Origin of the sequence: Rhizobium sp. BK060 (assembly GCF_014193145.1) — a bacterium.
Taxonomy (GTDB): Bacteria; Pseudomonadota; Alphaproteobacteria; order Rhizobiales; family Rhizobiaceae; genus Rhizobium.
Genome location: NZ_JACHYW010000004.1, coordinates 261534 through 282669, shown reverse-complemented (window position 1 = coordinate 282669; position 21136 = coordinate 261534). Strand labels below are relative to the sequence as shown.

The window sequence follows — 21136 nt, the reverse complement described above, 5'->3', positions numbered from 1 at the left end:
TCCAAAGGGAGCGTCCAAAAGAAAGACGTTCAACCGCGGTCTTATCCGCCTGAGGAGACACAGTCATGATCCGCACGTCATTCATTGCAACCGCACTCGTCGCTCTCGTTGGCCTCACCGCCGCAGCCCCCGCCATGGCCAACGATGTGCGTATCGAACAATATGGCTGGTCGAACTCTGCCGGTGGCGCGCAAGAAGGATACGGAAACCGGATCAGAACCTATCAGAACGGGGGCTACAACCGGATTATCGGCCATCAATATGGTCGTCATAACCTTTCGGCTGTCGGTCAGGAAGGCAATGACAACTATGGCGCCACCTATCAGAACGGCGTCCGCAACGTCGCCGGCATCGGCCAGTTTGGCTCCAACCACACGACGATCCTTACCCAGGACGGCAATGGCAACATCGCGGCTGGCGTCCAGGTCGGCCATGGCTGCAACGCCAATGTCAGCCAGGGCGGCAACGGCAATGTCGCGGCCTTCGTCCAGGCCTGCCCGTAAGCGGCTCCGCGATGACGTGAAAGAGGCCAAGATCGCAACAGTAGACCACTAGGGGAGACGACCCATGCCATATAGCGTCAAACATCTACGCCGCCTGACGGCCATTCTTGCGCTGGTCCTTCCCGTCGGCGCCATTGCGGCCATGACGACTGCCAACCAATCTGACGAGGCGCAGCTTTGCGAAATCAAGGCAACGCGTGGAGCAGGTATGGTAAGACTGGATGCGCTCGTCCACGCCGACAAGCATATCAGCGGGACTTACACCTTTCATGTCGTGAAATCAGGGGGCGGTGGAAGCTCCACGAGCAGCCAGAGTGGCGATTTCGATGCCATAGCGGGACATGCGGCAATCCTCAGCTCCGTCTCGCTCGACTCCAAAGGTACCGAATACAAAGTCACACTGGATGTCGTGATCGGGGACAAGAGCTTCAGCTGCACGAAGCAGATCGGCGGCAACTAATCGGCCTCCACACTCTGCGAATCCCTTTAAAGGGGCGCCGGTTTCTGGCGCCCTTTTTCGTTCGATCAGGCCGAAACGACTGAACGACAACTGAACGGGCAATTGTGACTGGGTTCAGCTGCAAGATGCGAAAGTTGATCATCGGCCAACACAGCTGGCAAATGGAGATCAGGATGAGTCGCAACGTGTTTAAGATCCTTACCGTCACTCTTCTTGCCGGGAGCATGGGGCAAGTAGCCTTGTCTGTGCCAGCCTATGCCGGCGGCCGGATCTCGTTCAACCTCGCGCCGGACAATGCCGAGGATGCGGGTCTTTTCTCAACCGGACTGCGGGTCTATTCGCTCTACCGCGGTCTGAAAGACGCCGACATCCGGCAGCTGGGCCGGGGTAATGCGGCTGGCATCGCTCAGGCTGGCCGTGGCAACCTCGGCTTCATCCAGCAACGGGGCAGTGGTCATTCCGCAACCTTGCGGCAGAATGGCAACAACAATGCTTATGGCATTTTCCAGTATGGGCGAAATACTGAAACCGACGTGGTGCAGGATGGGGATAACGGCAGTGGCGCTACCTTCAGCTACGGCTGGTAAGACAGTTCACCCCAGTCCCGAAGGCGATGTCACGTTGTTTCATCAACGCCGGTTCGCCGCTTTTCCCGCAGGCGAACGCAATGGCCATCACATACAGAATCGCTCTGACAAGCCAAGAACCACTTCCAGATGCAATAATGCTCGGTCGCCACAGTCAGGTGTTGCCCTGGACGAGGAGAGCCGAGAGGTCAGCCTACCCGTTGGTGACCTCTCAAGCCCTCTCAGGGGACCGAAGGTGCCCCTGCGTGTCCTTTTTTGGCGGAAGGACAGGGCCAACTTAGGCAGAGGCTGCGCACTTGGAAAGTTGGACCAAGGTCCGACCGCAAGGAGGGAGGCTGCGGGAGGGTTTGTCCGCGACATCCCAAAGCCTCCCTCATCCTTCGGGGCAGAAGGACAAGGTCCAGTTAGCGCAGGCGCACCGATTGGGTAGTTGGACTAAGGTCTGACGAATTCACCGGCATTTTGCGAATCAGACCGGCACATCCGGCCCCCCATCACCGCAGGCATGCCGAAGTCCGTGAAAGCAAAAGAGAATCACAGCCCGTGAGCCAAGACCTTTTGGCAAGCCGGGGACAACCGCGCCATGTTTTCCCTAAGGCAGGCGATGCCGCGTCCGCCGCCGAGCGGAACGGCACGGCAGTAAGATCGGAAGTCCGGCCCACAGGCCTCGCGGGCAATGACCATCTCCTCCCGCGGCGAAAGCTGTGGTGCGGCCGTCGTCGCCGGCGCGACGGCCTTGGGTGTGCCGGCATCCGGCGCCGCCGGCGCGGTCGACGCCCCTGAAGACGATTTCGGGGTGGCAGCGTTGCCGCTTGCGCCAAGTGCGCTGATTGCCTGTTTGCATCCCGACGAGAGCGACGCTTCGTGCTGTTGCAGGCAGGCAAGCGCCTCCTTGCCGCCCGGGGTGACGCCGGAACAATTGGATAGGAAATCGCTGCGGCAGGCGGACTTGATCGCGTTGCGTTGCGCGTCGGTCGGCTGCTGCGCCAAGACCGCGCCCGCGAACAGGACGATGCCTCCCAGCACGGACAAGCCAAGTCTCATTCTCCACATGCCACGTTTCGCGGATGCGATTTCCAGTGATGACGAGAAATTCTCCATAGTTCCTCTCCCTTCGGAAATCACAGTGTCGACCATGTCGGCATCGTGAGGCTGCACCTAGCCCTCTTCCTCCGAGGGCGCTCCATTGCTTATCCGCAGGGCAGACGATCAAGCGCAACACGCCATGCGTTCCCTAGCCGAGAATAGCAATTCTCAATGCGGTATCCGCTCTGGCCAACAGCGTGTTGTCGCATCACCTACGTCTGCGCGTCGGGCACCGCCACTGGACGGCGCTTCCGGTATTCCTCGAAATGCTGCAGGATCACGTAGAAGGACGGCACCAGCAAAACCGCCAGGCACGTCGATGCGATCATACCGCTAAAGACAGAAATACCGATCGATCGGCGGGCGTTGGCGCCAGCCCCCGTCGCCAGAACCAACGGCAGCACGCCCAGGATAAAGGCGAAAGAGGTCATCAGGATCGGGCGGAAACGCAGTCGCGCCGCAAGCACGGCGGCAGCGGCAATCTCCATGCCCTGCATGCGTTTTTCCCGCGCATACTCAACGATCAAGATGGCGTTCTTCGAGGAAAGCGCGATGAGCAGAATGAGACCGATCTGCGTGTAGAGATTGTTCGCCACCCCGAGCGCCGTCAGTGCGCCGACAGTCCCGAGCAAAGCAAGAGGAACGGCGAGAATAACGGCGAACGGCAAGATCCAGCTTTCGTACTGTCCGGCCAAAACGAAATAGACCAGCAGAATGGCGAGGCCAAAGACGTAGTAGATCTGGCTGCCGACCGCCCTTTCCTGATAGGACAGCGCCGTCCACTCGAAGCCGGCGCCCGGCGGCAACGTCTGATTGGCAATCTGCTCCATGACATCGAGCGCCTGCCCCGAACTGAAGCCGGTGGCAGGCCCGCCGACGATCGTGGCAGTGGGATAGAGATTGTAAAGGCTGATCAGCGTCGGGCCCGGCGTGCTTTTCACGTCGATCACTGTACCAAGCGGGACCATGGTGCCATCGCCAGCCTTGACCTTCAGATTGCGGATGTCATCGGGCCGCACGCGGAAATCTGGGGCCGCCTGCACATAGACCTGGAAGGTGCGGCCGAACTTGTTGAATTGGGTAACATAGCTCGATCCCACGTAACCCGAGAGGGCGGAAAACACCTGCCCAACCGTGACGCCGAGCGTCTCGGCCTTGATGCGGTCGACCGAAACCTCGAGCTGGGGAGCGTCTGCGCGGAACGACGTCTGCAGCCGCTGTAGCGAGGACTGCGAATTCCCGTGTTCGACGATCGTGTCGGCCAGTGTCTGCAGCAGCGGGAAATCGAAGCTACCGTCCTTGAGCAGCACCTGCATGGTAAAACCGCTGGCATTGCCGATACCCTGGATCGCCGGTGGGACCATGACCAACGTATTAGCCTGCATGACTCTCTCCAGAGCGCCGTTCAGATGCCGGTATATCGACAGCAGATCCTGGCCTTTCTCCTTTCCGCGCACGTCCCAGTCCTTGAGAACGACATAGGCGACACCGGCATTCGGCAGGCTTGCACTGTTGTCGAGGACCGAAATGCCGCTGATCGTCAGAACCTGGTCGACGCCCGGCGTTGACTCGGCGATCTGGCTGACCTGCTGCATCACGGCATCGGTGCGCTCCTTCGATGCGCCATCCGGCAACTGCGCGTTGATCAGGACGTAGCCTTGATCCTCGATGGGGAGGAAGGCCGTCGGAAGCCGGGTCAATCCCCAGAAAGCGACACCGATCAGCCCGAGCCCAACGAGAACCGCGATCGCGCTGTTGCGGACGAGGCCGCCAACAAGCCTGGAATAGCCGTTTTCCGCCGCGTTGTAGATTCGATTGAAGCCGCGATAAAAAAAGTTACGCTTTTCGGGCGGCACGGGCGGCCGCAGCCAGAGAGCGCATTGTGTCGGTTTCAATGTGATCGCGTTGATTGCGCTGATCAGCGCGGTCGCGGCGATGACGAGCGCAAATTGCCGGTAGAGCTGTCCGGTTAGCCCCGGCAGGAAGGCAGCCGGAATGAAGACCGCCATGAGAACGAGCGTAATGCCGATGACGGGACCGAGAAGTTCATCCATCGCCTTCTCTGCAGCCTGCTTGCCTGGCATCCCCTCCTCGACGTGACGCGCAACCCCCTCGACGATGACGATCGCGTCATCGACGACGATGCCGATCGCAAGCACGATCGCAAACAGCGTTGACAGATTGACGGTGAAACCGAGGGCTGCCATCGCGGCAAATGCCCCGATGATCGTCACCGGAACGGTTGTCGCCGGCACGAGCATGGCCCGCCAATTCTGCAGGAAGAGCAGGATCACGATCAGGACCAGGACACCGGCCTCGATCAGCGTCACGTAAACCTCGCGGATCGAGGCCCGGACGAATTTCGTCGTGTCGAACGGCATGCTGTATTCAAGGCCGGGCGGAAAGCTCTTTGAAAGCTCCGCCATCTTCGCCCTGACGGATTCGGCTACCGCGATGGCATTCGCTTCCGGCAACTGGAAAATGCCGATACCGGTCGCCGGTCGCCGGTTCTGCAGGAAGGACTGGCTATAGGTCTGCGCCCCGAGCTCGACACGACCGATGTCGCGGACACGCGTGATCCGGCCGCCGCCTGTGGAATCGACCTTGACGATGATGTCTTCGAAGTCAGGGGCGTCGTTCAGCCGACCGCTGACGTTCAGCGTATACTGGAAGTCCTGCCCGTTGGGCACCGGCGGCAACCCCACCTGCCCTGCCGTGACCTCCTGGCTCTGCTGCTGCACCGTGTTGATGATATCCTGCGGCGTCAGCCCGCGGGCTTGCAGGAGATTCGGATCCATCCAGATCCGCATGGCATACTGGCCGGCGCCAAAGACGCTGACATTGCCGACGCCGGGGAGCCGGGCGAGTTCGTTCTGCAGGTTGATGACCGCGTAGTTCGATAGAAAGAGGCTGTCGTAACGGCTGTCCGGCGAGGTCAGGCTGACGAAACCGAGGATCGATGTCGACTTCTTCTGCGTCGTCACGCCCTGCACCTGCACCGCCTGCGGCAATGATGGCATCGCGATCGCAACGCGGTTCTGGACCAGGACCTGCGCCTGATCGGGGTCCGTACCGATGGCAAAGGTCACCGTCAGCGAGTAGGTGCCGTCGCTAGCGCTCGTTGACTGCATGTAGAGCATGTTTTCGACGCCGTTGACCTGCAGTTCGATTGGCAACGCAACGGTATCGACGAGGGTCTTGGCGCTCGCGCCCGGATAGCGCGTCGTCACCTGTACGGTGGGCGGAACCACGTTGGGATATTGAGCGACTGGCAGCTGCAGAAGCGCCACCGCGCCGATCAGGACGATGACCAGCGCGAGAACATTGGAGAGCACCGGCCGCTCAATGAAGAAGCGCGAGATCATCTGCTTCGCCTCCTTGATTGGGCGTGGTCTCGGTTCATGGGACCTTCGATCCGCTGGGATCCCCTGTTGCCGCGGCAGCGTCTATCGTGATTCTCTCAGGCGTGACCTTCATATCGGGCACGGCCCGTTGAATGCCGGCCATGACCACCCAGTCGCCGGCATCGATACCGGACTCGATAACGCGCATGGACCCGTCGCGCTGACCGATCTTGACGGGTCGCTGCTCGATCACATCGTCCTTGCCAAGCACCAGTACATAGTTGCCCTGCTGGTTGGTGCCGATCGCGTCGTCGCGAACGAGAAGCGCCTTGTCCTTGTGGGCGACCGGGACACGAACGCGCACGAAGAGGCCCGGCAGGAGCGCATGGTCCTTGTTATCGATAATGCCTCGAACCGAGAGCGTGCCTGTCGAGGCATCGACCTGCGGAGCGACATAGTCGAGGTGGCCCTTGTGTGGGTATCCCTCTTCGTCGCCCAACCCGATCTCGACCGGTATGCTCGGAAGATCAGTCTGGGTCAGCTTACGCCCTGCCTTTGCAAGGCTCTGCTTGATCATCAGCACCTGCGATTCGCTGACGTTGAAATAAACGTAGAGCGGGTCAGTCTGAACGATCGTGGCAAGCTTTGTCGGGCCGGACACACCGACCAGCGCACCCACATCAACAAGATGGTCGGTCACCGTGCCGTCGAAGGGCGCCACCACGTCCGTATATCCGAGGTTGATATTTGCGAGATCGAGGCTCGCCTGCGCGTTCAGAATGGAGGCGTTTGCCTCGTCGAGCGTCGCCTTGGCGCTGTCGACGGCCGTCTGCGTCGTCACCTCCTGCTTCATGAGATTGACCTGCCGGTCGTATTCCTGCTTCGCTCCAACCTGCGACGCCTGCTGCGAGGCCAGCTGCGCCTGGGCTTGGTCGACCTGCGCCTTATAGGTGTCGCGCTGGATGCTGAAGAGCTTGTCGCCCTTCTTCACGGCAGTTCCATCCTTGTAGTCGATGGTCTCGAGAAAGCCTTGAACTCGCGCTTCGATGTCGACCGCATTGATCGCGTCTGTATTGCCGGTCAGCTCGAAATATTCAACCACCGGCTGCTGCAACGGCTGTGCAACATTCACCTTCGGGGGTGGCGGTGGCACATACGCATTGCTGCCGCTGTCGCACGACGACAAGCCGGCGGCCATTGCAAGAATCCCGATTAGGTATAGCCCCCGATACGATCTGCCACGCATTTCCCCTACCTCGACGGATGCACGAGCTTTGGATTTCATGCGTGCCCCGCAGTGGATCCCAACGCACCAAACGCCGAGGCTAAGTATAGTATGGGACAATGTTTCCGCGAAAAGCAATAGCAACGCAGGCGATAAATAGTGACCGATGCAAGCTGCGATGTGCGACAAGAGATGAACCTACAGTTACATTTCGGCCGCGAAAAAGAAACGTGCAGTAGCTGTGCTTCCGTTCGATCGACAGAAAGGTGCCAAGCCGTTCTTGAGTGCCCCAAGGGCATGTCTAAGGGATACCTCGCTACGCCCTTCTATCGATGGCAATGCCGCCAGCGACGTTAGCGTACCCAGCATTCAACGCGTACCCAATCAACCGTTGTCAAAGTGAGGGCCGAAATTCCCACTGCCGACGCGCTTCAAGGCACTGGTTGCCGCGTGCGCGACGACCGCCGGACTAAGCGGCCCGACCGGGGCGTGGGCCGACGATTCGAAGGCACTTCTGAAGGCGATGTCCGACTACATGGCGGCGCAGAAGACGTTCTCCTTCGACTATGTCTCGTCGGTGGAGGCAGTAACGCCAGCTTTCGAGAAACTGCAATTCGTCAGCTCCGGCACTGCCACCATCAGCCGACCAGACAAAATCCGGGTAACGCGTGTCGGTGGCTTTGCTGACTTGGATGTCGGCTTTGACGGGACGAAACTGACCGTACATGGCAAGAATCTCGACGCGTACGCCCAGATCGACGCGAAGGGGAGCCTTGATGAGCTTTTTGATCGGCTGCAGAACGCCGGCCCAGAGATTCCCGGCTCCGATCTCCTGCTCTCGAACAGCTTCGATACGCTGATGGACGGCGTCACCGAGGCCAAGCACATCTCAAGCGCGGTCGTCGACGGCGTCGAATGTGAATACCTGACTTTCCTGAAAAATGACATCGACTGGCAGATTTGGATCGAGACAGGATCGACGCCGATCCCGAAGCGCTATGTCGTCACCAGCAAACATGTCGTCCAAGCACCGGAATACATGCTTGAAGTCCGGAATTTCCGCACGGGAGAAGATGTGAAGGTCGCAAACTTCGCGATCGAGATTCCGGGCGATGCAAAGAAGGTTGATTTGAGCGAACTCGGTCAGATCGATGAACTGCCGGCGCCGACAGGCATGATGGGAGACGCACAATGAAAACCGTCGTAAGGATTTTCGCCTTTGCGCTCGCAGTCGCCTTCGCATCCCTTGACGTCAGCATGGAGGGCAGTGACCTGACGACCCTGACGTTCAGGGCATCTACCCCGGCCGAGGCGGTGATCGGGCATCCCCCGACACCGCTCTCCTACGCGGGTGTTGCCCGTCGGACCACCCGCCGTGTCGTCCGAAGAACGAACGTGTACATCAGCACTCTGCCGGCCGGTTGCGTCTACGGTGCGTACTACGGCGGCTATTATTACCGCTGCGGATCACACTACTGCGCCAAGAGCGGTGCTACCTACGTTCAAGTGGTCATTGAATAGCAGGCTCACCGGGCTTCCTGGCAGCCGTCAGCGGAGGTATTAACAGTTACCATCAATGCATCGGAACCTACCGGGGGCAACGGCGTTTCCCGGTCACTGTGGACCAGAGAGCGACCTATAAATGCGAACTTGACGAGAAACTGGCGGCTGCGCTCAGCGAGCCACCGGCAGTCGGCGGTCTGGTCTTTGTCGCGAACCTGGAAACCGGCATAACGAGGCGAGCCGGCAAGAATGGATTTCTCTATTACGACACCAAAGGCACGCGCATCAGCGATCCGACGGAACTCGAGCGAATCTCGGCTTTAGCCATTCCGCCTGCCTATACCGAGGTTCTCATTTCCGCGGATCCGAATTCCCACCTGCAGGCCACCGGCCGCGACGCACGCGGCCGCAAGCAGTATCGTTACCATCGCGAATGGACTGCGGAGAGGGACAGAAGCAAGTTCGAGCGGCTTGCCGATTTCGGCTCGGCGCTCCCGGCAATCCGCAGGAAGGTGGATTCCGACCTCAGGCGTCGGGCGCCCGATTTCGACAAAGCGCTCGGGACGATCGTCTGGCTGCTGGATAATCTCTATATCCGTGTCGGCAATGCAAGCTACGCTTCGGAAAACGCCTCCTACGGCCTGACGACGCTGCGCAACAGGCATGTGAAAATATCGGGCTCGAGCATTCACTTCCGCTTCAAGGGCAAATCTGGGAAGGAATGGCGCCTCAGCCACAGCGACCGGCGCATCACGCGCGCCGTGCGCATGCTCCAGGAACTGCCGGGCCAGCAGCTGTTCCAGTATATCGACAACCGTGGCGCCTCCCATCCCATCCAGTCGCAAGATGTCAATGCCTACATAAGACAGGCATCCGGAGCCGATTTCAGCTCCCGGCAATTTCGCACGTGGGGTGCAACGCAAATGGCCGCGATAGGGCTTGCGGCGCTCGAACCGGAGCAAAGCCGGCTTGGGCGCGCGCGACAGATGAACGAGGTCATCGATGCGGTTGCCGCACGCCTCGTCAACACGCGCGCCGTATGCAGATCGTCCTACGTCCATCCAAAGGTGTTCGAAAGCTTCGAAACGGGCGAGCTGGCCAAGCTCGCTAGCGCCCGGCCGAGCAGAAACGCCAGGTTGCTGCGCTGGATGGATCAGGGTGAAATCGCCGTGCTACGCTGGCTGAAAGGCCTCAACGGCTGCTGACAGCGACTATTTCCCTGTATGCGCACGCTTCGCGACGCTTGCAATGGAACCAAACTGCAGCTCACGCCGTTATGAGGAATTGCCGCGAATGCGGCCACGGGAGATGGCGCCAGGGCGCCAGGGCGCAAATGGCACGTCAGACCTATTGGAAGGGCTATCTCAAACTGTCACTCGTTACCGCAGCGGTATCGCTGACACCGGCGACGACAGACAGCAACCAGCTTCGATTTCATGTCCTGAACCGAAAGACGAAGAACCGCGTCGAAAGCCGCTACGTCGACAGTGTCACCCACAAGCCGATTGCCAATAAGGATCAAGCCCGGGGATATCCGCGCGGCGAAGACGACTATGTCATTCTTGAGGACAAGGAGCTCGATGAAGTCGGGCTGGAAAGCACGAAGACGATCGACATCGATACCTTCGTGCCGCGCGGCTCGATCGACTGGATCTGGTACGACAAACCACATTTTCTCACCCCGGAGGACAAGGTCGGCACCGAAGCTTTTTGCGTGATCCGGGAGTCGATGAAGGCAAACGATGTCGTCGGTATCGCCCGACTTGTTCTCTACCGGCGCGAGCGGGCAGTTCTGCTTGAGCCGCAGGGCAAGGGCATCATCCTCTGGACGCTACATTTCGGCGACGAGGTTCGCCCGCCGGCAGCGACACTGGACAGCCACAGCAAAGTGGATGACACCGTGCTCTCCATGATGAAGAAGCTGGTGAAGGACCGGACCGAGGACTGGCAGCCTGCCATGGTGCAGGATCCGATCCAGAAACGGCTGAGGGCGATGATCCGGGCGAAGCAGAAAAGCCTCGTCAAAGCCACACCGCCATCCGCCAAGCGGCCGACACCGAGGCCGACGGGCAACGTCGTCAATATCATGGACGCTCTGAAAAAGAGCCTCGCCAAGGAAACAGGCCGTCCGAAATCTCACTGAGACATCGCAACTAGCAGTCCGTTATTTTCGCCTCTCGAGCGGGACGGCGGCAGCAAAGAAGTCCGCCCACGGATCGCTTCTCAGGGTATCGAGACGCGCGGGCGCGTTGTCGACCGTGAAATAGGCCGGACCTATTTCCTCGGTCAACTCTTTCCACTCAAGCGGCATGGAGACGGCAGCCCCCGGCCGCGCACGCGTCGAATAGGCGGCGACTGCCGTGTTGCCGCGCCCATTGCGCAGGTAGTCGATGAAAATCTTGCCGGTCCGCTTCGCCTTCGTGGCGGTCGCGAGATATTTGTCCGGCTGATCTTTCGACATGCCATCGGCGAGTGCCTTGGCGAAGGCCTTGACCTGAACCCAGCTCGCCTTCGGTTTCAGCGGCGTCACGACATGCAGTCCCTTGCCACCGGAGGTCTTGACGAAGGCCGCGAGACCGGCCGCTTCCAGACGCTCCTTCAGCTCGTTGGCGGCGGCGATCACATCTGTCCAGCTGACACCATCGGCCGGATCGAGATCCATGGTGATCATGTCGGGTCGTTCCCAGCTGGCTGTCGTGGCACCCCAGGGATGGATCTCCAGCACGGCGGATTGGACAAGCGCAATCATCCCGTCGAAGTCCATTATGCGCAGCAATTTCTCGCCGCCTCTGTCCTTCGGATCGGTGATCTGTTCGATGCTTGAGTTCATGCCCTTCCAGGCATGCTTTTGGAAAAACCGCTGCCCGCCGATACCATCAGGACAACGCAGCAGCGCCAACGGCCGCTTGGTCACGTAGGGTTCGATGAAGCGCCACACCCGCGCATAATAACTGGCCAGCCCCTGTTTTGTGATGCCCTCCTCCGGCCAATAGATGCGATCCGGGTGCGTGAGCGTGACCTTGGACTGAGGCAGTTCCTGAGCAGTTGTATTTGTTGCTTCGGGCATCACATCCTCTGGCGCCTTGTCTTCCCTTAACCCACGAAACGCGGCGTGCCGCAAATTGTGGTCCGCCGACCATGCCTGAAACTCGACCTCGGCAACAAGCTTCGGAGTGACATAAACAAGCCCGCGTCGTTCCTCTGCGGTGAGCTCATCGTCGAACGAACTCTCTCTCTGTTCCATCGCCGACAGCGTCTCATAGAGCTCGTGCGCGACATTGACGCTGAAACCTGTTCCGACCCGGCCCACATGCTCCAGCTTGCCATTGCGGTAGACGCCCATCGCCAATGAGCCGATCGCATTCTTCATCGAGGTCGAAGGCACATAGCCGCCGACTACGAATTCCTGCCTCTGCAGGCACTTCGATTTGACCCAGTCGCCGGTGCGCCCGGACACATATTCGCTGTCGGCCATTTTCGAAATAATGCCCTCGAGACCGAGCTTGCGGGCATGCTCCAGCACCACGGCACCCTTCTCGGCGAAATGCTCGCTGTAGCGCAGCCCTCCGTCAGCATCTGCCAGCAGCCCCTGCAGCAACTCCTTACGTCTGGTGAGCCGCGCTTTCTGCAGGTCGTATCCGTCGAGATAGAGCAGATCAAAGGCGTAAAAGACGAACCGATCGTGACGCCCTTCGCTGAGATCGTTCTGGAGGGCCGAAAAATCGGAGGCGCCGCTTTCCCGCTCGACGACGATCTCTCCGTCCATGATCGCCGACTTGGCCGGCAGTGCCGCGAAGGCGTCAACGATCTCCTGGCCGAACTTTTCGGTCCAGTCGAGCCCACCGCGCGTCGACAGCACGGCCTTGCCGTTCTCAAGCCGCACCTGCAGCCGGTATCCGTCGAACTTGATTTCGTGGATCCACTCTTCGCCCGACGGTGGTTTGGCCTTGAGCTTGGCAAGCTCGGGCTCGACAAAGGCAGGCATCGGGGCCTTTTCGGCGCCCTTCGGCCACTCATGTCGTTTCGGCTTCGCCCGGGCCGCTACAGGCTTCACAGAGGCCGGCTTTGATGCGCCCTTGGGTCGGGAGTTCCAGGTGGCGTCAGGGTGCTTGGCCACCTCTTCGATCTTGCGGCCGCTTTTCACCGATTCCGGCCGCTGTTTGAGAATGTCGCCTTTGTGGCGAGCCTCCGCGTCTTCTGCCTTGATGAGCAACCAGTTTTCCTGCCGTTCACCCGGTTTGCCGTGCATGCGAACGAGGTGCCAGCGACCGCAAAGCTTCTCTCCGTCGAGGTCGAACTCCATGTGGCCCTTTTTGTAGCCCTTGTGCGGATCGCCATTCGGCGTCCAGGTGCCCCGATCCCAAACGAGCACCGTGCCGCCACCATATTGCCCCTTCGGGATGATGCCTTCGAAGTCGCCATAGTCCAGCGGATGGTCCTCGACGTGAACGGCAAGCCGCTTTTCATCAGGATTGAGGCTTGGCCCGCGAGTGACGGCCCAGCTCTTCAGCACGCCATCGAGCTCAAGCCGGAAGTCATAGTGAAGTCTCGTCGCATCGTGTTTCTGAACGACGAAGCTAAGCGCTGCTGGTACTGGAGACTTGCCGCCACGCCGGCTCCCCCGCGGCTCGGGCGTTACCTGGAAATTGCGTTTTGCCTGATAGGCCTCCAGAGCCATGGTTAGCTCGCCTTCGTCTGCCCGCTAGCGGCGCGCTTGCCGGCCCGTGGCTTAGCACTCAGCTTGGCGCTCTGACGCAGGGCATCCATGAGATCGATGACCTTGCCCTGAGGCTTTGGCTTCGCTTTCGGCAGCTCCCTGCCCTCGATTTTCGCCTTCACCAGCTCCGAAAGCGCCATCTCGTAGCGATCGTCATACTCCTGTGGATTGAAGGTGCCCTTTTTCGTGCCGATGATATGGCCGGCTAGTTCGAGCATTTCCTCATCGAACTTCATCTCCGGAATATCCTTGAAGACCGTATCCGGCTTGCGGACCTCGTAGTCGAAGCTCAACGTCGTCGCGACGACATGGTCGTCCTGCGGCCGGATCAGGACCGTGCGGTTGCGGCGGAAAAGCACCGCCTCTGCGATCGCCGCAACCCTCTGATCGCGCATCGCCCGAGCGATCAGCCCGAGCGCCTCCTCGTCATCGTCGCCCGCCGGCGCCAGATAGTAGGGCTTATCGAAATAGAGCTTGTTGATTTCGTTGTAGGGCACGAAGTTCTGGACGTTCAGCACTTTGTCGCTCTCCGGCATGACGCCGGCAATCTCATCGCCCTCGATCACGATGTATTCGCCGTTGTCCAGCTGGTATCCCTTGACCTGATCATCGCGTTCAACGGCCTTGCCGGTCTCGCTGTCGACGAACTGCCGCTCTACGCGATGACCGGTCTTGCGGTTGATGATGTTGAATGAGATGCGGTCCGATGTGGACACGGCGGTATATAGTCCCACGCCGCACACGAGGTCCCCGACCTTCAGATGGCCTTTCCAGCTTGCCCGAGCTGCCATGACATTCCCCTCAGTTGTCGTTCTGCAGTTTACGCCGGCGCCTTTCGTCCAAGGCTATGATCTTCTCAACGGATGCGACATCGTCGCTCGTCACCACCGGAACCGGGTCGGCAGCGATAGCTTCGAGCACATCCTTCGACAGTCCTCCGTTGCGGATCACCCATTCAAGAGTTTCGCGGGTCTGGCGTTCGGCCTTGAGCTGCGCGTAGAGCGCAATAATCAGCCGGTCTCGGGCATCTATCTGCCCGCTCTTGCGATCGATCTTTCGGATGTGAGGCACGTGATCACCCGCCCGCGTTTGCAACGAGAGGATTCAACAGATTGGAGGCGAAAAAGTTCCGGGACCCCGCGGGTTTGGCGCTCTTTTTTGCGTCGATGGCAACCCTGGAAGCGCAGCACAGCAGATGAAACGATCTTCTCCTTGCCCTCTCAATGTTTTGCTGGCCCCCTCGAGATCGTGGAGCCGGTTGCCGAAACCGGATCGCTCGCCGGAAATGTGCCTTCCAATCCCTCATCGAGCTGTTCTTCTATGGCGTTGCGATCGCCTGCTGCACGGGCGCTCAACCGCGCCGTCGGTCCATCAGAGTTGACGTCACCGGCCTCGGCGGCAGCCATCTCCAACATGACCGCCTTGGCCAATTCGACTGCATTCCTTGAGTTGACGGATTGCGTCTCGTCATTGCGCAACAGCACGGAAACCACCTCCCCGCCGTCGCCTACGAATTCCACCGTGAAGCCCAGCTTGCCGCCCATTTCGGGAACCACCTGTGTGCCGACAATCTGCATGACGCTCTCCTTCAGCTCTTTCCTTCAGGGAAAACGGGAGCCACAAGCGAATGTTCCGAGGTGCTTCGGCAGGGCGATGGGCACAAAATACGGAACAATCAAATGCGACCGGCCATCTTGCGAGGCTGACGGCGGCCATTGCGCCGACTGCGGTCACTTACGGAGCGGAAAAGTCAGCTGGTCATACTACCTTTTGCGGCAATGTGGCGACGTCGTGATTTTAGTTTGTAGTGGAGCCACCTGTCTCTAAGCTGGTGATGTTGCGAACTCTGGTGAATCCAATGCGACAAGCTGTGATCGTCGGCGGAACGGGCCAGATTGGCCAAGCGGTAGGACAGAGCCTACTCCGAGAAGGATGGCGCGTCACGGCTTTGAGTCGTTCTCCTGCGGCTTTGATGCGCGACTGCAACCATGTCGAAGTTGACGCGCGTGATACTCAAAAGCTGACCGCAATTGTTGGCGACAGGACCGATTTGCTGCTCTCGTGCGTTGCATTCGACGAACGTGACGCCGAGTGCCTTATACAGGCGGGCCGCGCGGCAGGACGGATCGTTGCGATTTCAAGTGCAAGTGTCTATTGCGACAACGATGGGCGAACACTCGATGAGGCCTTCGAATGCGGATTTCCAGTTTTCGAATTACCGCTTAATGAGCAAAGCCCAACCGTTGCCCCCGGTTCTAAAACCTACTCGACACGCAAAGTCGCGATGGAAAATAAGCTTCTAACGGGCGCGTCATGCCCGGTTACTATTCTGCGTCCTTGCGCCATTCATGGACCTCAAAGCAAGCACGCACGGGAATGGTGGTTCGTGAAAAGGTTGTTGGACGGTAGAGCCGTTATTCCGCTGGCGTATCAGGGACGTAGCCGTTTCCAAACCACATCTGTTTTCGCCATCGCTGACGCGATTTTGAAAGCAATGGCCGGAAAATTGCCAGCCGTTGCAAACGTCTCCGATGCGGATAGCCCTGCCGTTTCAGAGATCGGTCGCGCGATCATGAATGTGATGGGCGTGCAGGCAGAGCTAATGGGTCTGCCTGAGACGGCGTCATACCCTCCAGAGCTTGGCGCGACCCCTTGGTCAATCCCTAGCCCTATGATTTGTTCAGCGGCGGCAACAGCGGCGATGACCTATGCCCAGTCTGTTGAACCGACGGTAAGGTGGCTTGTTAACACCGTAGACAGCAATAATTGGCGCGAATACCTGCCACAGTTAGCAGCATATCCAAGAGACCATTTCGACTACCGGTCAGATGAAGATGCCTTAAGGTTACAGGGTACCAAATCGTTGGCCGACTAGTATTTCTGCGATAGCCGGGAGACCGCCTGGTCTACGATCTGTCTCTGCGGCACTTGCGAACTAATGCCAAAAAAAAGCCACCGCTTTACACGGTGGCTAGAGTATGAAGGTCAAGAACCTCCAGAGGGAACAGTTGCTCCTCGACCGGGAGGATGGCCGACATGCGTGAGCAACCGTTGTCAATATGCGGTTTTGGCGCCGTCCGCTCAATCAACCAAGCACCGAAATTCCGCTGACGCAGAAATCATCTTTCCAGCGTTTCGGAAAACCGCGCGATATTGTACCTGCAGCCCGCTCCGTAAACACAGCATCCGGATATTAACATCAGGACAAGGACTGCCTCGCCGGCCCCGTCGATTCGCGCAGGATCAGTTCGACAGGCCACAATTCGTGGATCTCCAGCGGAGACCGCCCTGACAACAGCTGCAGCACGAGATCGGCACATCGCGATCCCGCCGCACGCATAGACGACCGCGTTGCCGAAAGCGACGGCACCATGTTGTCTGCAGTCAGATATGGAAAGACATCGTCATGCGCGATGACCGAGACATCCCGGCCAATCTGAAGCCCCAGCGACCGAGCCGCACGATAAACGCCGAGCGCCGTCATCATTGATCCCGCAACGAAGGCCGTTGGCGGGTTGGGCTGTTCGAGGAAAGAGCGTGCGAATCGGAAGCCAAGCTCGTCGGTGAAGTTTCCACTCGCCATCAGCTGCGGATCAGGCTCGATACCGTGGCTCTGGAGAGCCTTGCGGAAGCCACTGTCTCGATGAAGGGCATAGGTCGCGCCCGGCCGCCCGTTGATCATGGCAATGCGCCGATGACCGAGATCGATCAAATGCGATGTTGCCCGCTTGATCGCACCTTCGTTATCGATGTCGAGCCAGGCATGCGGCACGTCGATGGCAGATCGGCCATGCACAAGAAACGGCATGCCGAGTTCGTGGAGCAGCGCAATGCGCTCATCGTTGGGCTTGGGCGAGTGGACGATGATCGCATCGACGCGCCGGCTCTCCACGAGTCGCCGGTAGAGCTGCATCTCGTCTTCATGATTCGGATCCGCCATCGGGATGACGAGAATGTCGGTCTCATCCGCGACCAGTCGCTCCGCCATGCCGGCCATGAACTCGGCGAAGTGGAATTCGCCGGCACGCCCCATCACCACGCCGATTGCCCCGGCCCGGCCGGTCTTCAGCCGCACAGCATTGACGTTCGGACTGTAACCCAACCTGACGGCGGCTTCCGCAACACGCGCGCGTGTCGTCTCACTCACCTCGGGATAGCCACTCAGGGCACGACTGACTGTTGTGGGGGACAATCCCACTTGTTTCGCGAACTCTTTAAGCTTCATGCGACATTGCGTCTTTCGTGCTGATCCAGCCGGCTGCGCCAGCAAATGCTGTCTTCCCTTATGGCCTAAGCATAGCAGCATACAAACAGCCAAACCGTTTTCAATTTTAGATATTCCTCGGCCGGAGATCCTGCTCTTTTCCCACAACCGAATTCAGCGGCATCCCTATGATTTTGCTTTGCTATCAATATTTGATCGCGGTTGTACGACTTTGACACGAGCACCCGCTTGACTCAATATCGAGCTTCTGACAGTTTTTTCCAGCCAAACCGTTTTCAATTTTTCCAATGTTTGGTTCTTTTGGGAGGAAGATATGACGTTTCGTTTCACAGCGGTCGCCGTCGCGGCCGCGCTGATCGGTATCGCACAGCCCTCGTTCGCGGCCGATATCAGCATTTCCGCAAGCTCGACCGGCAAGAATCTCGACCTGTTCCGCAAGCAGCTCGATGCCTTCGAGAAGGCGACCGGCAACAAGGTCAGCATCGTGACCATGCCGTCGTCGTCCACTGAACAGTTTTCGCAGTATCGCCTCTGGCTCGCCGCCGGCAACAAGGACGTCGACGTCTATCAGACGGACGTCATCTGGGCGCCGCAGCTTGCCGACCAGTTCGTCGATCTGAAGGATGCGGCAAAGGACGTCGTCGGCGATTTCTTCCCGTCGATCATCGCCTCGCAGACCGTGAACGGTCGCCTCGTCGCCATGCCGCTCTATACCGATGCGCCGGCGCTCTTCTACCGCAAGGACCTGCTCGACAAGTACGGCAAGCAGCCGCCGAAGACCTGGGACGAAATGGCGGCGACCGCCAAGGAAATCCAGGAGAAGGAACGCGCTGCCGGCCAGAAGGATCTGTGGGGCTATGTCTTCCAGGGCAACGCCTATGAAGGCCTGACCTGCAACGCGCTCGAATGGGTGAAATCGTCGGGCGGCGGCCAGATCATCGAAGCCGATGGCACGATCTCCATCAACAACGAAAACGCAGCAGCAGCGCTTGACCGCGCCAAGGGGTGGGTCGGAACGATCTCGCCCGGCGGCGTGCTGGCCTACCAGGAAGAAGAGTCCCGCGGCGTCTGGCAGACCGGCAATGCCGTCTTCATGCGCAACTGGCCCTACGCTTACGCTCTCGGCAATGGTGGAGACAGCGCCGTCAAGGGCAAGTTCGATGTGACGACGCTTCCGGTTGCCAAGGAGGGCGACACGCCGTCCTCGACGCTCGGCGGCTGGAACCTTGCCGTCTCCAAGTACTCGCAGAACCAGGACGCCGCGATTGCCCTCGTCAAGTTCCTGACCTCCAAGGAAAGCCAGAAGCAGCGCGCGATCGAACTCTCCAACCTGCCGACGCTTGTGGCGCTTTATGACGACAAGGACATCGCGGCCGCACAGCCGTTCATGCCGAACTGGAAGCCGATCTTCCAGAACGCCGTTCCGCGGCCGTCGGCATCCGCCAAGGTCAAGTACAACGAGGTCTCCTCGAAGTTCTGGACCGCCGTTCACAACTCGCTTTCGGGCAACGGCACCTCCGCAGAAAACCTCGAGCTTCTCGAAGCCGACCTGACGACGCTGAAGGGCGAGAACTGGTAATCGACGGCATCGGCAGCGGCGGACGTCCGCCGCTGCCTTTCCCTGAAGACGCCATCGTCAAATCGCCTCAAGAAGCGGGTACCTCATGACAGAAGTCGCAGTTTCCCAAAGCGTCGGATCGCGAGCGCGCGCCGTCAATACCTCGTCGGACTTGCGCGCCGAGCGCGTCCGTTCCGCCTGGATGTTTCTGGCCCCCACCCTGTTCATTCTGGCCGTCGTTGCCGGATGGCCTCTCTTCAGGACGATCTATTTCAGCTTCACGAACGCATCGCTCACGAGCCTCGGCGACGCGCAGTTTGTCGGCTTCAAGAATTATCTCTCCTGGATCACGTTGAAGAGCGGGCGAACTGTCTATAGTGGCCTGCTTGCCGACCCGAACTGGTGGAAAGCGGTCTGGAACACGATGAAGTTCGCGTTCCTGTCGGTGACCATCGAAACGATCCTCGGCCTTGTTGTCGCCCTGGTGTTGAACGCGAATTTCCCCGGTCGTGGCATCGTACGCGCCGCCATTCTCATTCCCTGGGCGATCCCGACGATCGTTTCCGCCAAGATGTGGGCGTGGATGCTCAACGACCAGTTCGGCATCCTGAACGATATCCTGCTCGGCCTCGGGCTGATCAGTCAGAAGATCGCCTGGACGGCCAATCCCGACACCGCGATGGTCGCGGTCCTCATCGTCGACATCTGGAAGACAACGCCCTTCATGGCACTGCTTATTCTCGCCGGGCTGCAGATGGTCCCCGCCGATATCTACGAGGCGGCCAAGATCGACGGCATCAACCCGATCCGCGTCTTCTGGCGGCTGACGCTGCCGCTGGTTCGCCCGGCCATCATGGTCGCCGTGATCTTCCGTATGCTGGACGCGATGCGCATCTTCGACCTCATCTACGTGCTGACGCCGAACAATGCGCAGACCAAGACCATGTCCGTCATGGCGCGCGAAAATCTCTTCGACTTCGACAAGTTCGCCTATGGGGCGACAGCCTCGACGGTGCTCTTCCTGATCATCGCGACGATCACCGTGCTCTACATGTGGCTTGGTCGCGTCAAACTCGGTGGGAGCGATCGCTGATGCTGCTGACCCTGACCAAGAACACGCTCTTCTACCTGCTCGTCACCGTTATCGTCATCGTCGCGGTCTTTCCGTTCTACTATGCGATCCTGACGAGCTTCAAAGCCGGCACCGCCCTCTTCGAGGTCAACTACTGGCCGACCTCGATCTCGCTCACCAACTACACGACGGTCCTCACCACAGGCAGCTTCATCCGCAGCCTCGGCAACTCCCTACTGGTTGCCATCCTCGTCGTCGCAGCCTCGCTGCTGCTCGCCGTCACCGCATCCTATGCGCTTGCCCGCGTCAATTTCCGCGGCCGCGCGCTCCTGATGCTGACGATCCTGTCGGTCTCGATGTTCCCACAGATCGCGGTGCTTGCCGGCCTTTTCGAGCTGATCCGCTGGATCGGCATCTTCAACACGCCTTTCGCGCTGATCTTCTCCTACATGATCTTTACCCTGCCCTTCACGGTCTGGGTGCTGACCACCTTCATGCGCGATCTGCCGATCGAAATCGAGGAAGCGGCAATCGTTGACGGCGCCTCGCCCTGGGTCATCATCACCCAGGTCTTCATGCCGCTGATGTGGCCGGCTCTGGTGACGACGGGGCTGCTCGCCTTCATTACGGCCTGGAATGAATTCCTCTTCGCCCTAACCTTCACCTCATCGGACGCTCAGCGAACAGTGCCGGTTGCCATCGCCCTGCTTTCGGGCGGCAGCCAGTTTGAAATCCCATGGGGCAACATCATGGCAGCCTCCGTCATCGTCACGGTACCTGTCGTTGTCCTGGTCCTGATATTCCAGCGGCGCATCATCTCCGGCCTGACAGCCGGCGGTGTCAAAGGTTGAAGAAA

The 21136-nt window shown here is 59.5% G+C and carries 18 protein-coding genes and 1 pseudogene; 11 read left to right on the top strand and 8 right to left on the bottom strand.

From position 1 onward, the window contains the following. The first annotated feature begins 65 nt into the window (after nt 1–65). The 3 genes from FHT71_RS06835 to FHT71_RS06825 all read left to right on the top strand — a co-directional run bounded on the left by FHT71_RS06835 (nt 66) and on the right by FHT71_RS06825 (nt 1550). The gene (locus tag FHT71_RS06835; protein WP_183719323.1) at nt 66–503 is read left to right on the top strand and encodes a curlin; all 438 of its coding nucleotides are present in this window, start codon (nt 66–68) and stop codon (nt 501–503) included. 64 nt (nt 504–567) lie between these two features. Next, the gene (csgH, locus tag FHT71_RS06830) at nt 568–963 is read left to right on the top strand and encodes a curli-like amyloid fiber formation chaperone CsgH (RefSeq protein WP_183719322.1); all 396 of its coding nucleotides are present in this window, start codon (nt 568–570) and stop codon (nt 961–963) included. A gap of 173 nt (nt 964–1136) precedes the next feature. Beyond that, on the top strand, nt 1137–1550 hold the full coding sequence (locus FHT71_RS06825) for a curlin (RefSeq protein ID WP_183719321.1): 414 nt from the start codon (nt 1137–1139) through the stop codon (nt 1548–1550). 534 nt (nt 1551–2084) lie between these two features. Here the strand turns inward: FHT71_RS06825 and FHT71_RS06820 are convergent. The 3 genes and pseudogenes from FHT71_RS06820 to FHT71_RS06810 all read right to left on the bottom strand — a co-directional run. Then, nucleotides 2085–2537, bottom strand: a pseudogene (locus tag FHT71_RS06820) (hypothetical protein); the annotation flags it as partial. Nucleotides 2538–2848: 311 nt separating this feature from the next. Next, nucleotides 2849–6001 carry a multidrug efflux RND transporter permease subunit gene (locus FHT71_RS06815; protein ID WP_183719319.1) on the bottom strand — a complete coding sequence of 1051 codons (3153 nt, stop codon included), beginning with the start codon at nt 5999–6001 and terminating at the stop codon, nt 2849–2851. Between the two features lie 34 nt (nt 6002–6035). Further along, nucleotides 6036–7226, bottom strand: coding sequence for an efflux RND transporter periplasmic adaptor subunit (locus FHT71_RS06810; RefSeq protein ID WP_132595223.1), 1191 nt, complete (start codon nt 7224–7226; stop codon nt 6036–6038). Nucleotides 7227–7623: 397 nt separating this feature from the next. Here FHT71_RS06810 and FHT71_RS06805 point away from each other — a divergent pair, with 397 nt between their 5' ends. The 4 genes from FHT71_RS06805 to FHT71_RS06790 all read left to right on the top strand — a co-directional run bounded on the left by FHT71_RS06805 (nt 7624) and on the right by FHT71_RS06790 (nt 10851). After that, a complete protein-coding gene (locus tag FHT71_RS06805; RefSeq protein ID WP_183719342.1) occupies nt 7624–8400 on the top strand; it encodes a DUF2092 domain-containing protein in 777 nt (258 codons plus the stop codon). Next, complete coding sequence (locus FHT71_RS06800) at nt 8397–8726, top strand: hypothetical protein (RefSeq protein WP_183719318.1); 330 nt, start codon at nt 8397–8399, stop codon at nt 8724–8726. The genes FHT71_RS06805 and FHT71_RS06800 overlap by 4 nt, the downstream gene beginning before the upstream one ends. A gap of 98 nt (nt 8727–8824) precedes the next feature. Next, nucleotides 8825–9913 carry a DNA topoisomerase IB gene (locus FHT71_RS06795; protein WP_348649293.1) on the top strand — a complete coding sequence of 363 codons (1089 nt, stop codon included), beginning with the start codon at nt 8825–8827 and terminating at the stop codon, nt 9911–9913. 128 nt (nt 9914–10041) lie between these two features. Continuing rightward, a complete protein-coding gene (locus FHT71_RS06790) occupies nt 10042–10851 on the top strand; it encodes a Ku protein (RefSeq protein WP_132595227.1) in 810 nt (269 codons plus the stop codon). A 21-nt stretch (nt 10852–10872) separates the two neighbouring features. Here FHT71_RS06790 and ligD read toward each other — a convergent pair whose 3' ends face one another. The 4 genes from ligD to FHT71_RS06770 form a co-directional block, all read right to left on the bottom strand. Further along, the gene (ligD, locus tag FHT71_RS06785; RefSeq protein ID WP_183719317.1) at nt 10873–13386 is read right to left on the bottom strand and encodes a DNA ligase D; all 2514 of its coding nucleotides are present in this window, start codon (nt 13384–13386) and stop codon (nt 10873–10875) included. A gap of 2 nt (nt 13387–13388) precedes the next feature. Next, on the bottom strand, nt 13389–14216 hold the full coding sequence (locus FHT71_RS06780; RefSeq protein WP_132595231.1) for a Ku protein: 828 nt from the start codon (nt 14214–14216) through the stop codon (nt 13389–13391). A gap of 10 nt (nt 14217–14226) precedes the next feature. Next, nucleotides 14227–14496, bottom strand: coding sequence for a hypothetical protein (locus FHT71_RS06775; RefSeq protein ID WP_007789260.1), 270 nt, complete (start codon nt 14494–14496; stop codon nt 14227–14229). Between the two features lie 149 nt (nt 14497–14645). Beyond that, nucleotides 14646–15002 carry a hypothetical protein gene (locus FHT71_RS06770; protein WP_132595233.1) on the bottom strand — a complete coding sequence of 119 codons (357 nt, stop codon included), beginning with the start codon at nt 15000–15002 and terminating at the stop codon, nt 14646–14648. 281 nt (nt 15003–15283) lie between these two features. Here FHT71_RS06770 and FHT71_RS06765 point away from each other — a divergent pair, with 281 nt between their 5' ends. Continuing rightward, nucleotides 15284–16300 (top strand): NAD-dependent epimerase/dehydratase family protein, encoded by a 1017-nt coding sequence (locus FHT71_RS06765; RefSeq protein WP_210294084.1) that lies wholly within the window; start codon nt 15284–15286, stop codon nt 16298–16300. Nucleotides 16301–16624: 324 nt separating this feature from the next. Here the strand turns inward: FHT71_RS06765 and FHT71_RS06760 are convergent, their stop codons facing one another. Further along, nucleotides 16625–17650 carry a substrate-binding domain-containing protein gene (locus tag FHT71_RS06760; RefSeq protein WP_132588712.1) on the bottom strand — a complete coding sequence of 342 codons (1026 nt, stop codon included), beginning with the start codon at nt 17648–17650 and terminating at the stop codon, nt 16625–16627. Between the two features lie 313 nt (nt 17651–17963). Between FHT71_RS06760 and FHT71_RS06755 the strand changes: the two genes are divergently transcribed. The 3 genes from FHT71_RS06755 (at nt 17964) to FHT71_RS06745 (ending at nt 21131) form a co-directional block, all read left to right on the top strand. Then, a complete protein-coding gene (locus FHT71_RS06755; RefSeq protein ID WP_007789254.1) occupies nt 17964–19229 on the top strand; it encodes an ABC transporter substrate-binding protein in 1266 nt (421 codons plus the stop codon). Nucleotides 19230–19314: 85 nt separating this feature from the next. Continuing rightward, nucleotides 19315–20301, top strand: a complete 987-nt coding sequence (locus FHT71_RS06750; RefSeq protein ID WP_007790167.1) for a sugar ABC transporter permease — start codon at nt 19315–19317, stop codon at nt 20299–20301. Beyond that, a complete protein-coding gene (locus FHT71_RS06745) occupies nt 20301–21131 on the top strand; it encodes a carbohydrate ABC transporter permease (RefSeq protein ID WP_132588713.1) in 831 nt (276 codons plus the stop codon). The genes FHT71_RS06750 and FHT71_RS06745 overlap by 1 nt, the downstream gene beginning before the upstream one ends. The last annotated feature ends 5 nt before the right edge of the window (nt 21132–21136 follow it).

Excerpts from the sequence above, each read along its gene's own strand:
- FHT71_RS06835 (WP_183719323.1), top strand. The coding sequence starts at position 66 with ATGATCCGCACGTCATTCATTGCAACCGCACTCGTCGCTCTCGTTGGC.
- csgH (WP_183719322.1), top strand. The coding sequence starts at position 568 with ATGCCATATAGCGTCAAACATCTACGCCGCCTGACGGCCATTCTTGCG.
- FHT71_RS06825 (WP_183719321.1), top strand. The coding sequence starts at position 1,137 with ATGAGTCGCAACGTGTTTAAGATCCTTACCGTCACTCTTCTTGCCGGG.
- FHT71_RS06815 (WP_183719319.1), bottom strand. The coding sequence starts at position 6,001 with ATGATCTCGCGCTTCTTCATTGAGCGGCCGGTGCTCTCCAATGTTCTC.
- FHT71_RS06810 (WP_132595223.1), bottom strand. The coding sequence starts at position 7,226 with ATGCGTGGCAGATCGTATCGGGGGCTATACCTAATCGGGATTCTTGCA.
- FHT71_RS06800 (WP_183719318.1), top strand. The coding sequence starts at position 8,397 with ATGAAAACCGTCGTAAGGATTTTCGCCTTTGCGCTCGCAGTCGCCTTC.
- FHT71_RS06790 (WP_132595227.1), top strand. The coding sequence starts at position 10,042 with ATGGCACGTCAGACCTATTGGAAGGGCTATCTCAAACTGTCACTCGTT.
- ligD (WP_183719317.1), bottom strand. The coding sequence starts at position 13,386 with ATGGCTCTGGAGGCCTATCAGGCAAAACGCAATTTCCAGGTAACGCCC.
- FHT71_RS06780 (WP_132595231.1), bottom strand. The coding sequence starts at position 14,216 with ATGGCAGCTCGGGCAAGCTGGAAAGGCCATCTGAAGGTCGGGGACCTC.
- FHT71_RS06770 (WP_132595233.1), bottom strand. The coding sequence starts at position 15,002 with ATGCAGATTGTCGGCACACAGGTGGTTCCCGAAATGGGCGGCAAGCTG.
- FHT71_RS06765 (WP_210294084.1), top strand. The coding sequence starts at position 15,284 with ATGCGACAAGCTGTGATCGTCGGCGGAACGGGCCAGATTGGCCAAGCG.
- FHT71_RS06760 (WP_132588712.1), bottom strand. The coding sequence starts at position 17,650 with ATGAAGCTTAAAGAGTTCGCGAAACAAGTGGGATTGTCCCCCACAACA.
- FHT71_RS06755 (WP_007789254.1), top strand. The coding sequence starts at position 17,964 with ATGACGTTTCGTTTCACAGCGGTCGCCGTCGCGGCCGCGCTGATCGGT.
- FHT71_RS06750 (WP_007790167.1), top strand. The coding sequence starts at position 19,315 with ATGACAGAAGTCGCAGTTTCCCAAAGCGTCGGATCGCGAGCGCGCGCC.
- FHT71_RS06745 (WP_132588713.1), top strand. The coding sequence starts at position 20,301 with ATGCTGCTGACCCTGACCAAGAACACGCTCTTCTACCTGCTCGTCACC.